Here is an 11,102-nt window from a genome sequence, read left to right on the forward strand (position 1 = left end):
GCAGGAGGCGGAGCCGGTGCAGGAGGTGGAGCCGGTGCAGGAGGCGCCGCGACCCGCCCTGGACGCGCCGCCGGTCCTCGAGCCGATGCTGGCGACCGCGGCGACGGCGTCCGAGGTGACCGGGGACGGCTGGACGTTCGAGGTGAAATGGGACGGCTACCGCGCGATCGCGGCCGTCGCGGACGGGCACGCGACGTGGCGCAGCCGGCGCGGGCTCGACCTGCACTACCCCGAGCTCGCGGAGATCGAGCGCCTGCTGGCCGGGCGCGAGGCGGTGCTGGACGGCGAGATCGTCGTCCTCGACGACCAGGGCCGCTCGCGGTTCGAGCTGCTGCAGAACCACGGCCACGGCTCGGGCGCGGCCCACTACATGGCGTTCGACCTGCTGTTCCTTGACGGGCGGTCGCTGGTGCAGCAGCCCTACCGGGAGCGCCGGGCGGCCCTGCGCGCGCTGCTGGGCGCGGGCGGGCGGTTCGTGCACGTCCCCGACGACATCGGCACGGACGCCGACGCCGCCCTCGAAGCCAGCCGCGAGGCCGCGCTGGAGGGGGTCGTCGCGAAGCGCCACGACAGCGTCTACCAGCCCGGACGCCGCGCGCGGACGTGGCTCAAGATCAAGAACGTCCGGACGCAGAGCGTGATCGTCGTCGGCTGGGCGCCGGGGCAGGGCGGCCGCGCGCACACCATCGGCGGGCTGCTGCTCGCGGTGAACGGCCCCGGCGGGCTCGCCTACGTCGGGCGCGCCGGCAGCGGGTTCAGCGACCGCGCCCTCCGCGAGGCGCGCGAGGTGCTCGCGACCGCCGAGCGCAACACTCCGCCGCTGGCCGGGTTGCCGCGGGCCGACGCCCGCGGCGTCCAGTGGGTGGAGCCGTTCCTGGTCGGCGAGGTGACGTACGCGGAGTGGACGTCGTCCGGACGCCTCCGCGCGCCGGTGTGGCGCGGCTGGCGTCCGGACGCGGACCCCGACGACGTCGTCCGGGAGGGGTAGCGGTCCGCACCTTCGGGGAGGGGGTTGGCCACTGCGACGTCGACCAGCGACGATGGGGGCATGACTCTGACTGCACTGGAGGCGTCCGAGGGCGCCCGCGGGTGGCGGCTGCTGCTGGGCCGCCTGCACCTCACCGTGGACTGCGGCGGCTTCGACGAGGCCCTCGAGTTCATCGAGCGCGTCGCCGAGATCGCGAACGACCAAAACCACCACCCCGACATCGACCTGCGATACAACCGAGTCCACCTGGCCGTGGTCAGCCACGACGCCGGCGGGCTCACCGACCGCGACGTCCGGCTGGCCGAGGCGATCTGCGTCATCGTCGATGAGCTCGACCTCAAGCCCGAGCGCGCCTCGCTCACCGAGGTCGAGATCGCGATCGACACGCTGGACGCCGGGGCCATCCGGCCCTTCTGGGCCGCGGTGCTCGGCTACGAGGACGACGGCGACGAGGTCCACGACCCTCAGGGCCGCGGCCCGACGGTGTGGTTCCAGCAGCTGAGCTCGGAGAACCCGGTCCGCAACCGCATCCACCTCGACGTCACCGTGGCCCACGACGAGGCCGAGGAGCGCATCGAGGCCGTCCTCGCCGCGGGCGGCCGGCTGGTCTCCGACGACCGCGCGCCGGCGTTCTGGATCCTCGCGGACGCCGACGGCAACGAAGCGTGCGTGTGCACCTGGCAGGGGCGCGAGGAGGACTAGCTGAGGTCGCCCCGGCAGCCCGAGCCGCCGGCTCGCCCGCCCGAGGGGGTGGCGGCTACTCTGCCCCGGTGAGCGACGACCTGACGATCCCGCCCGGGCCGGGCATCCCGGCCGGCGTCGTCGTGCCCGGCGGCGAGCTGGTGGAGCGGTTCTCGCGGTCGTCCGGGCCGGGCGGGCAGGGCGTCAACACGACGGATTCGCGCGTCCAGTTGTCGCTGGATCTCTCGTCCGCGACGCCGTTCACGGACGCCCAGCGGGCCCGCCTGCTGCGCCGGCTGGGCGCGCGGCTGAGCGGCGGCGTCCTGACCGTGGAGTCGTCGGAGGAGCGGTCGCAGTTCCGCAACCGGGCGGCCGCGCGGGAGCGGATGGCGTCCGTGCTGCGCGCGGCGCTGGCCCCGCCGCCGCCGGCACGCCGGAAGACGCGTCCGACGAGGGGTTCCGTCGAGCGGCGGCTGTCCGCGAAGAGGCGGCGCTCGCTGACCAAGCGCGCGCGGGGGCGTCCGGACGTCGAGTGAGTCAGCCGAGGAGCGTCTCCCCGACGAACCCGCCCTCGGACGCCCCCGGCGGGATCGCCCACAGCCCCGACCCGGTGTGCAGCAGGTACTCGCTCAGCCGGTCGTTGCGGGCCAGGTTGGCCTGCATCGGAATGTAGTGGGTCGCCGGGTCGGTCACGTAGGCGAGGAAGAACAGGCCGGCGTTGAGGCGTCCGAGGTCGTCGTTGCCGTCGACGAAGTTGTAGCCGCGGCGCAGCATCTGGCGACCGCCGCTGTGGTCGGGGTGCGCGAGGGCCATGTGCGAGCGGGTGTCGATCAGCGGCTTGTTGCCGCGTCCGGCGAGGGCGAAGTTCGCGGCCGTGAACTCCTGCCCGCCCGACAGCGGGGCCCCGGAGTTCTTCGTGCGCCCGATGATCGTCTCCTGCTCGCGCAGGGGCGCCCGGTCCCAGGTCTCGATGTGCATGTTGATGCGCCGGGCCACCAGGTAGGAGCCCCCGGCGAGCCAGTCGCCCCGCGCGTCGCGCCCGGACGGAACCCACACGTGCTCGTCGAGCAGGCGCGCCTCCTCCAGCTTGAGGTTGGCGGTGCCGTCCTTGAAGCCGAAGAGGTTGCGGGGGGTGTCCTGGGCGGTAGAGGTCGACGACGTCCGGCCGAAGCCGAGCTGCGACCAGCGCATCGCGGCCCGGCCGAACGCGATGCGGGACAGGTTCCGGATGGCGTGCACGGCGACCTGCGGGTCGTCCGCGCACGCCTGGACGCACAGGTCGCCGTCGGAGTGGGCCGCGTCCAGCCGGTCGCCCGGGAAGTGCGGCAGGCGGGTCAGCGACGCCGGACGCCGCCCGGCGAGGCCGAACCGGTCGCGTCCGCCCTCGCCGAAGAGGGTCGGGCCGAACCCGAACGTGATCGTCAGGCCGGACGGCGGCAGCCCGACCGCCTCGCCCGTGTCGTCGGGCGGCGCGTCGTAGGACTTGCCCGTCCCCCCGCCCACCGGGACGCCGCGGGTCATCTCCGCGGCGGCCTCGGTCCAGTCGCGCAGCAGCCCGACGAGCTCGGCCTTCACCGTCGTCGTCACGTCGAACGCGGCGAAGTGCAGCCGGTCCTGCGCGGGGGTCGCGATGCCGGCCTGGTGCGCGCCGTAGAACGCGTAGGACGCCCCCGGCGCCGGCTGGGCCGCGCCCGCGGCGTCCGCCCCGGAGCGGCCGGCTGCGAACCCGCCGACGCCCGCCCCGGCGACGGCGAGCGTGCCGCCGGCGCCCCACAGGAGCCCGCGCCGACTCACCCCGGACGGCATCAGATCACCGCCGCGGTGAGCTTCGACAGAGGCTCCGACAAGGCGTTCACCGCGTCCGAGAGCTGCTTGATCTGGGCGTCGCTGAGCTGGTCGTACCCCACGTACCCCGACCCGGACCTGTGCTGCGCGAGCAGGCGGTCGAGCGCGGCGAAGCGGGTCTCCAGCTCGGCGTCCAGGGTCTTGTCGCGCTTCGTGAGAATCGGACGCAGCCCCTGCCACGCCACGCGCGCCCCGTCGACGTTGGCGGCGAAGTCGTACAGGTCGGTCCGCGACCAGTACTCCTCCTCGCCGGTCACCTTGCCGGTCGCGACCTCGTCGAGCAGCGCCTTCGCGCCGTTCGCGATCTGGTCGACGGTGAACGAGATCGTCCGCGTCCGGTCGTACAGGGTCTGCGTGTTCGCGACCAGATCGGACGCCGCCGCCTTCCGTTGGGCGTCCGACAAGGGCTTGTACCCCTTGGCGCGTTGGGGCCAGAGGTCCTTCTCGATGAGATGCCAGCCGGTCCAGGTCTCGCCCTGCTGCAGGTCGGCCTCGCGGGCGTCCATCTTCGGGTCGAGGTCGCCGAACGACTCGGCGACCGGCTCGATGCGCTCCCAGTGGGTGCGCGCGTCGGCGTAGAGGGCCCGGGCTTCGGCGTCCTTCTTCGCCGTGTAGAGCGCGGCGAACTTCTTCGTCTTGGCGAGCAGCTGCTCGGTCTGGTCCTTCACGTAGAGCTGGTACTCGCGGTTGGCCTGCTCGACGAGCTGCGAGTCCTCCGCGGACGTCGTCGGGGCGTCGGCCGCGGCGTCCACGGTGAACGCCGCCCGGATGCCCTCGCCGACCATGCCCGGCTTGCACGCCGTGAAGTACTGGCCGGGCTGCGCGGCGACCACGAGGTCGCGGGTGAGTCCGGGGCCGATGTTCTCCACCTCGCCGAGGATGCGCAGCCCGTCGGAGCCGAGCAGGTAGAACTCGGTCACCTGCGCGCCCCCGTTGGTCACGGTGAACGTCAGCGGCCCCGCGGGGGCCTGCGTGGCGGACACCTGGCACTCGGTGTCGGTCGCCGTCACGGCCAGGCTGCGCGGGTTCGCGCCGGCGGACGCCGCGGGGCGGTTGTCGGTGCAGCCGGCGAGCGCGCCGCCGGCGAGCACGAGGGCGAGGGCGGACGCGGCGGGGCGCGCGAGGGCGCGTGCGGTCATGGGCTGGTCCCTTTCTGGGTGTGACGAGCTGAATCGGTGGGGATCGCGGGTTGACGAACGGCGGGAGTCAGCGGCCGGTCGCTGCGACGGCCGGTTCGGACGCCGGCCGCGCCGGGGCGTCCGGCTTGCGCCGCATCGCCCGGACGAAGAAGTACAGGGTGGGCACCACGTACAGCACCCAGACGACCGCCTCGACCTTGGTCGTGGCCGGGGAGAAGTTGAAGACGCCCTTGAGCAGCGCACCGACCAGCGAGCCGGGCGCGATGACGTGGCTGACGTCGAACGCGAGGTCGTTCAGACCGGGCAGGACGCGGGCCTCCTGCAGGTCGTGGACGCCGTACGCCAGCACCCCGGCGGCGACCAGCACGAGGAACCCGCCGGTCCAGGCGAAGAACCGCGACAGGTTGATGCGGATCGCGCCGCGGTAGAACAGGTAGCCCAGCACGACCGCGACCGCGAGCCCCAACAGGGCTCCGAGCAGGGGGTTCGTCGCCGAACCGCCCGTGCGCGTGGCCGCCTGGGTCGCGGCCCAGAGGAACAGGGCGGTCTCCAGCCCCTCGCGACCGACCGCGAGCAACGCGATGAAGGTGAGCGACCACGGGCGGGCGTCGGCGGCGGCGTCCACCTGGGCGCGGAGCTCGCCGGAGAGCGTCCGGGCGCTGCGGGCCATCCAGAAGATCATCCACGTGACGAGGCCGACGGCGACGATCGATAGCGTCCCGCCGATGATCTCCTGCGCCTCGAACGTGAGGCCCTTGGGGCCGAACGTCAGGACCGCCCCGAACGCGAGCGACACGGCCACCGCGATGCCCACGCCCAGCCACACGCGCGGCAGGAGGCCGCGGCGGCCGCTCTTGACGAGGTACGCCACGAGGATGCTGACGACGAGCGCCGCCTCCAGCCCCTCGCGGAGGCCGATCAGGAAGTTGCCGAGCATGGGTTCGTCTTTCTGCTGGATGCGCCTTGTTAGGTAAGGCGCGCCTAAGTTAGCGTCTCCAGGCGGGAATTACCACACGTCCACTTTGCGGAAATATGCGGTCGGCGCGTGCCCGCCGAGTTGGGCAAACGCGGACGGATGAGTGACACTGGGTGGGTCGTATTGCCTCCCGAGGAGGATCCTCGCCGTGACCGATCTCCTGGTTCGCCCGCTCATCCCGCGCTGAACCGACGCTGCCCGCAGGGCTCCGGTCGGCGCACCCGACCTCAGGAGACCCTCATGCAGCACCCCGTCACGCTCCACGACGTCACGCTCACCTGGCCCGACGGCTCGACCATTCTGGACGCCGTCACGGCGTCGTTCTCGTCCGGACGCACCGGCATCGTCGGCGACAACGGCTCCGGCAAGACCACGCTGGTGCGCCTGGTCAGCGGCGACGTGTCCCCCACGTCGGGGGTGGTGGACGTCGCCGGCTCGGTCGGCGTCCTGACGCAACGGCTGACGCTCGAGAAGGACGCCACGCTGGCCGACCTGCTCGGCGTCCGGACGAAGCGCGACGCGCTCCGCGCGATCGAGGCCGGCGACGCCTCCCCCGACCGCTTCGACGAGCTCGCCGACGACTGGGACGTCGAGGCGCGCACCTCCGCCGTGCTGGCCGTCGCCGGGTTGGGGCACCTGGCGCTCGACCGCCGCGTCGGGACGCTCTCGGGCGGCGAGGCCATGCTGGCCGCCGTCGCGGGCCTCCAACTGGCCGGCGACGACGTCGTCTGCCTGGACGAACCCACCAACAACCTGGACGCCGCCGCCCGCGAGCGCCTGTACACCCTCGTGGACGCCTGGCGCGGCAACCTGCTCGTGGTCAGCCACGACGTCGCGCTGCTCGACCGGCTGGACGCGACGGTCGAGGTGCGCGGCGGGTCGCTGACCGTCTTCGGCGGCGGGTACTCGGCGTTCCGCGAGTATCTCGCCCGGCAGCAGGAGGCCGCCCGCCGCGACCTCGCGGACGCCGAGCGCCGGCTCGCCGCCGAGAAGCGTCAGCGCATCGAGCTGCAGGCACGGCAGGCGAAGCGGCAGCGGTACGCCGCCACCACGCAGGCGAGCTCGGGCCTCGGCAAGGGCGGGGTGGACTACTTCCGCAACCGGGCGGAGAAGGCGGGCGCCGGCGAGCGGGCCACCGCGGCGTCCAGGGAGGCGGAGGCGCGCGAGGCGGTGGCGGCCGCGGAAGAGGCGGTGCGCGACGACGTGCGGATCCGGGTGGACCTGCCCGACCCCGGGGTGGCGTCCGGACGCCGGCTGGCCGAGTTGGCGGACGCCGACACGACGTTCGTCCTGGCCGGGCCCGAGCGGTGGGCCCTGACCGGCGCCAACGGCGTCGGGAAGACCCTGCTGCTCACCGAGCTGGTCACGGGCACGGCGCCCGAGCCGGCGCCCATCCTCCCGGGCGACCACCCGACGGACGCCGCGGACGGGCGACCGCGCCGGCCGACGGCCCGTGCGCACACCGAACGCATCGGCTACCTGCCGCAGCGGCTGGACGCCCTCGACGACGGTGCGAGCGTGCTGGACAACGTCCGGACGGCGGCGCCGGGCGTCCCGCCGGGAGAGGTGCGGGCCCGGCTGGCGCGGTTCCTGTTCCGCGGGGACGAGGTGGAACGCCTGGTCGGAGGGCTCTCCGGCGGCGAGCGGTTCCGGGTATGCCTGGCGCGGCTCCTGCTGGCCGACCCGCCCCCGCAGTTGCTCGTGCTGGACGAGCCCACCAACAACCTCGACCTCGCCAGCGTCGACCAACTCGTGGACGCCCTCGCCGCCTACCGCGGTGGGCTGCTGATCGTGAGCCACGACGAGCACGTCCTCGGACGCCTCGGCCTCGATCGTCGGTTGGTGCTCGCCCCGGACGCCGACCGCGGACTGAGGCTGCTGGACGCTTAGCCGCCGGTGTGGCGGGCGGGACGACCCGACCGGGAGGCGAGCGAGGGCCCCACCCCGGACCCGCCGGAACGCTGCAGGCGTTTCGCCAACGCTGCAGGCGTTTCGCCAACGCTGCAGGCGTTCTCGAAACGCCGGGCTTAAGCCGGAACGCTGCCTTACGTAAGGCAGCGTTCTCGCCGGAGGCAGGCGTTGTGGAAACGCTGCAGGCGTTTCGCAGTTTACTGCAGGCGCTTCGCACACGCTGCAGGCGTTTCGCGACTTACTGCAGGTGTTCCGCAAACGCTGCAGGCGTTTCACCCCCGGGGCGAGCCACACGCCCACGGCGCCCGCCGCACAGCCCCACGCTTCACGTCCGCACACCCACACCCGTCAGCCGCGCAACCCCTCGGGCGCCTGGAACTCGATCCAACTCTCCCCACCGGTGCGCACGGTCACCCTCGCCGCGCGGACGTCCGCCGAGTCGTACGTCGTCCCCCCGGTCTGCGGGTTCCGGTCCCACCGCGGGAAGGAGCTGCCGGCCACATGCACGCGCAGGCGGTCGCCGGGCGCGAACACGCACGCGGTCGCCCACAGGGTCACGTCGACCGTGAACGGCTCCCCCGGCTCGACGAGCCTCCGCTCGTGCCCCGGCTCGAAGAGCCCGTCCCCGGCGTAGCTGTCGCGCCAGCTGGCGCGGGTGATCCCGTCGCACAGGGTGATGCTCGCGCCGTCGGGGGTGACCCGCGTCACCCGGACGACCACGTCGACATCCGGCGCCTCCGCCTCCAGCGCGAGGTGCGCCCGGACGCCTCCGATCATCTCCAACGGCTCCCGCAGCGGCCCGGACGTGAAGCACAGCACGTCGTCGCGCGCCTCGATGCCGCGCTGGTCCGCCGCGCCCGCGGGGAATCCGGACGCCATCATCGTCGAGCCGCCCACCGTCGGCACGGGGTCGGCGGGGTCGGAGACGAACGACTCGGCGCCCCCACCGGACGCCGCCGCGGCGTCCTCATCCGCGATCAGCGTCAGCCCGGGCCCGAGCAAAACCCGTTGCCAACCGAAGTCGGGCAGCTCGTCGTAGCCGCGCCAGGCGTCCTCGCCCATGACGAACAGAAGCACCGCAGGGACGCCCGCGAGCGACCCCTCGTCGGGATCGCGGTCGCGCAGCACGTCGCCGAACCAGCGCGCGTGCAGCGACGACAGGTCCCCATAACCCCCCACGGACGCCGCCCCCGCGGCCATGCCGAAGCTCCGGTCGGGGTGGCGTCCGGTCTGATCGATGTGCGTCCAGGGACCGATGACGAGCCGGGGCCGCGGGCAGCGGCCGGCGCGGGCGGCGTCCAACTGGGCCCGGTACTGCTGCAGGGTCGTGACGAGGAAAATGTCGTACCACCCGCCGATGTGGAGCGTCGCGAGGTCGAACGGGCCGCCGGCGGTCGGCTCGTCCCACAGGCGCGAGCTCGCGTCGCCGGGCGTCGCCCCGAACGACGGGACGATGCGCTCCGCGATCCACAGGTCCACCTCGTCGGCGAGGGCAGCAAGCGGCAGAACCCGGAGGAGTTCGCCCGAACGCTGCCGGCGATCCTCCTCGTCGTAGGCGTCCAGGGACGCCGCGAGCCCGGCCTGGTCGCCCGCGTGCCGCCGGGCGATCTGGGCGAGCACCGCCGACGCGTGCCCCCAGCCGAACCGGCTCCCGAACTCGATGGCCCCACCCCGGATGACCGCCCCGTTGTCGGCGTTCCCGCCGGCCGAGAATCCGGTGGCGGTCGCCTTGAGCGCCGGGGGACGCCTCAGTGCGGCCCGCCACTGGGTCTCGGAGAAGTAGGACCGCCCCCACATGCCGACCGTGCCGTCGCACCACGGCTGCGCGGCGAGCCAGGCGATCGTGTCCTCGCCGTCGTCGGCCTCGTTCACCGACGGCTCGAAGTCCCCGTCGGAGCCGAACCGCCCGCGGACGTCCTGCGCGACCACCGCGAAGCCGGCCGCGGCGACGGTCGTCGGGTTGAAGTAGGCCGACGCGACGGCGAGGTCGCGGCCGTACGGCGTCCGGGTGAGGAGGGCGGGGTGCGGGTCGGCGGCGTCCGGACGGTAGACCGTGCTGCGCAGGATCGTCCCGTCCCGCAGCGGCGTCTCGACGTCGTACTCGACGACGATGCGTCGAGATCCTGGGCGGACGTCCGTCATCGGGCCGCCACCTCCCGACCCAGTCGCGCGGTGTCCGTGCGGTAGGTCTCCTTGAGGAACAGGCCCGTCACCACGGCGGACACCAGGCAGGCGCCCGCCGTCGCCGTGGCGACCGGCAGCCAGCCCTGCGGTCCGCTGCCCTGAATGGACGCCGCGATCGCCGGCGCGAAGCCGGTCACGATGAGCGCGAGCTGGCTGGTGATGGCCGCCCCGGAGAACCGCACCTCGGTCTCGAACAGCTCACCCAGCAGCAGCGGGAACAGGGCGTTGACCAGCCCGTACGAGATGGACATCAGGCTGATGCCTCCGAGATACATGAGGACGATGCTGCCCGTCCCCATGGACCACAGCAAGAAGAAGATGCTGCCCGCGCTCAGCACCGATCCGAGCATGAACACCGGTTTCCGGCCGAAGCGATCCGCGATGCGCCCGGCGATGGGCTGGAAGCACATGCCGAGGAAGGCGGTCAGGATGTTCATGCCCAGCATGATGGGCTGGGCGATGTGCAGGGACCGGACGCCGTACGACAGCACGAACGCGCTGAAGATCGACGACACGACCGACACGAGGTAGATGCCGATGCCGACCAGCACGCGGCGCCAGTGCTGCCGGAAGACGACGACCAGCGGCCACTCGCGCCAGGTCGTCCTCGTCTGCTCCTCCTCTTCGAGGACCTGCTCGAAGACCTCCGGCTCGGGCAGCGTCCGTCGGATCCACAATCCGATGAACGCGACGACGATGCTGAGAAGGAACGGCAGTCGCCACCCCCAGGCCAGGAACTGCTCGCGCGGCAGCAGCGACACGAGCAGGAACGCGAGCGACGACAGCATGACGCCGAACACCGTCCCGGTGTTGACGAAGCTCGTGTAGAAGCCGCGCTTACCCTCGGGGGCGTGCTCGAGCGCCATCGTCGCGGCGCCCGCCGACTCGCCGGCGGCCGAGATCCCCTGGCACACCCGCAGCAGGACCAGCAGCACCGCCGCGGCCGGGCCGATCTGCTGCGCGGTCGGCAACAGACCGATCGCGGTGGTCGAGATGCCCATCAACAGGAGCGTGAAGAGCAGCATCTTCTTGCGGCTCACCCGGTCGCCCAGGTGGCCGATCACGACGGCCGCCAGCGGCCGGACGACGTACCCGATGCCGATCGTCGCCATCGAGAGCACCTGCCCGAGGCGTCCGTCTACCTGCGGGAAGAACAGTTCGTTGAAGACCAGCGCGGACGCCGACACGTACAGGAAGAAGTCGTAGTACTCCAGCGTGCCGCCGACGAAGGCGGCCACGGCCGCGCGTCGCGCGGAGGATGCGTGGTCGGCGTCCGGGCCCGGCGCGACGGGTTCGTGCGAGGCCAACTCCGAGGGGGACTCTGTGCTCATGATCACTCCTTCGTGACAACGGCGGACGGTGAGGACGCCGGGACGCG

The 11,102-nt window shown here is 73.0% G+C and carries 9 protein-coding genes; 4 read left to right on the forward strand and 5 right to left on the reverse strand.

Going from position 1 to position 11,102, the window contains the following annotated elements; genetic code table 11:
- The 3 genes from ligD to arfB form a co-directional block, all read left to right on the forward strand.
- Nucleotides 1–988, forward strand: a 988-nt coding sequence (ligD, locus tag WMJ97_RS11875) for a non-homologous end-joining DNA ligase (protein ID WP_347349209.1), incomplete at its 5' end; no start/stop codon positions are given.
- A gap of 60 nt (nt 989–1,048) precedes the next feature.
- Complete coding sequence (locus WMJ97_RS11880) at nt 1,049–1,690, forward strand: VOC family protein (protein ID WP_347349210.1); 642 nt, start codon at nt 1,049–1,051, stop codon at nt 1,688–1,690.
- 68 nt (nt 1,691–1,758) lie between these two features.
- Nucleotides 1,759–2,205 carry an alternative ribosome rescue aminoacyl-tRNA hydrolase ArfB gene (arfB, locus tag WMJ97_RS11885; RefSeq protein WP_347349211.1) on the forward strand — a complete coding sequence of 149 codons (447 nt, stop codon included), beginning with the start codon at nt 1,759–1,761 and terminating at the stop codon, nt 2,203–2,205.
- Between the two features lies 1 nt (nt 2,206).
- On the opposite strand, the gene efeB is transcribed toward arfB, so the two are convergent.
- The 3 genes from efeB to efeU all read right to left on the reverse strand — a co-directional run bounded on the left by efeB (nt 2,207) and on the right by efeU (nt 5,590).
- Nucleotides 2,207–3,475 carry an iron uptake transporter deferrochelatase/peroxidase subunit gene (gene efeB / locus WMJ97_RS11890; protein ID WP_347349212.1) on the reverse strand — a complete coding sequence of 423 codons (1,269 nt, stop codon included), beginning with the start codon at nt 3,473–3,475 and terminating at the stop codon, nt 2,207–2,209.
- Nucleotides 3,475–4,653 (reverse strand): iron uptake system protein EfeO, encoded by a 1,179-nt coding sequence (gene efeO, locus WMJ97_RS11895; RefSeq protein ID WP_347349213.1) that lies wholly within the window; start codon nt 4,651–4,653, stop codon nt 3,475–3,477. Before efeO ends, efeB begins: the two co-directional genes overlap by 1 nt.
- 67 nt (nt 4,654–4,720) lie before the next feature.
- Nucleotides 4,721–5,590, reverse strand: a complete 870-nt coding sequence (efeU, locus tag WMJ97_RS11900; protein WP_347349214.1) for an iron uptake transporter permease EfeU — start codon at nt 5,588–5,590, stop codon at nt 4,721–4,723.
- Between the two features lie 279 nt (nt 5,591–5,869).
- On the opposite strand from efeU, the gene WMJ97_RS11905 reads away from it, so the two are divergent.
- Nucleotides 5,870–7,519 carry an ATP-binding cassette domain-containing protein gene (locus WMJ97_RS11905; protein WP_347349215.1) on the forward strand — a complete coding sequence of 550 codons (1,650 nt, stop codon included), beginning with the start codon at nt 5,870–5,872 and terminating at the stop codon, nt 7,517–7,519.
- Between the two features lie 369 nt (nt 7,520–7,888).
- Here the strand turns inward: WMJ97_RS11905 and WMJ97_RS11910 are convergent, their stop codons facing one another.
- The gene (locus WMJ97_RS11910) at nt 7,889–9,682 is read right to left on the reverse strand and encodes a CocE/NonD family hydrolase (RefSeq protein WP_347349216.1); all 1,794 of its coding nucleotides are present in this window, start codon (nt 9,680–9,682) and stop codon (nt 7,889–7,891) included.
- The gene (locus WMJ97_RS11915; RefSeq protein WP_347349217.1) at nt 9,679–11,055 is read right to left on the reverse strand and encodes an MFS transporter; all 1,377 of its coding nucleotides are present in this window, start codon (nt 11,053–11,055) and stop codon (nt 9,679–9,681) included. Before WMJ97_RS11915 ends, WMJ97_RS11910 begins: the two co-directional genes overlap by 4 nt.
- Nucleotides 11,056–11,102: the final 47 nt, after the last annotated feature.

Source organism: Nigerium sp. (assembly GCF_039811905.1).
Classification (GTDB): Bacteria; Actinomycetota; Actinomycetes; order Propionibacteriales; family Propionibacteriaceae; genus Propioniciclava.

What these genes read in the sequence shown, in the direction of transcription:
- WMJ97_RS11880 (WP_347349210.1), top strand. Translation starts at nt 1,049, where the DNA reads ATGACTCTGACTGCACTGGAGGCGTCCGAGGGCGCCCGCGGGTGGCGG.
- efeB (WP_347349212.1), bottom strand. Translation starts at nt 3,475, where the DNA reads ATGCCGTCCGGGGTGAGTCGGCGCGGGCTCCTGTGGGGCGCCGGCGGC.
- efeO (WP_347349213.1), bottom strand. Translation starts at nt 4,653, where the DNA reads ATGACCGCACGCGCCCTCGCGCGCCCCGCCGCGTCCGCCCTCGCCCTC.
- efeU (WP_347349214.1), bottom strand. Translation starts at nt 5,590, where the DNA reads ATGCTCGGCAACTTCCTGATCGGCCTCCGCGAGGGGCTGGAGGCGGCG.
- WMJ97_RS11905 (WP_347349215.1), top strand. Translation starts at nt 5,870, where the DNA reads ATGCAGCACCCCGTCACGCTCCACGACGTCACGCTCACCTGGCCCGAC.
- WMJ97_RS11910 (WP_347349216.1), bottom strand. Translation starts at nt 9,682, where the DNA reads ATGACGGACGTCCGCCCAGGATCTCGACGCATCGTCGTCGAGTACGAC.
- WMJ97_RS11915 (WP_347349217.1), bottom strand. Translation starts at nt 11,055, where the DNA reads ATGAGCACAGAGTCCCCCTCGGAGTTGGCCTCGCACGAACCCGTCGCG.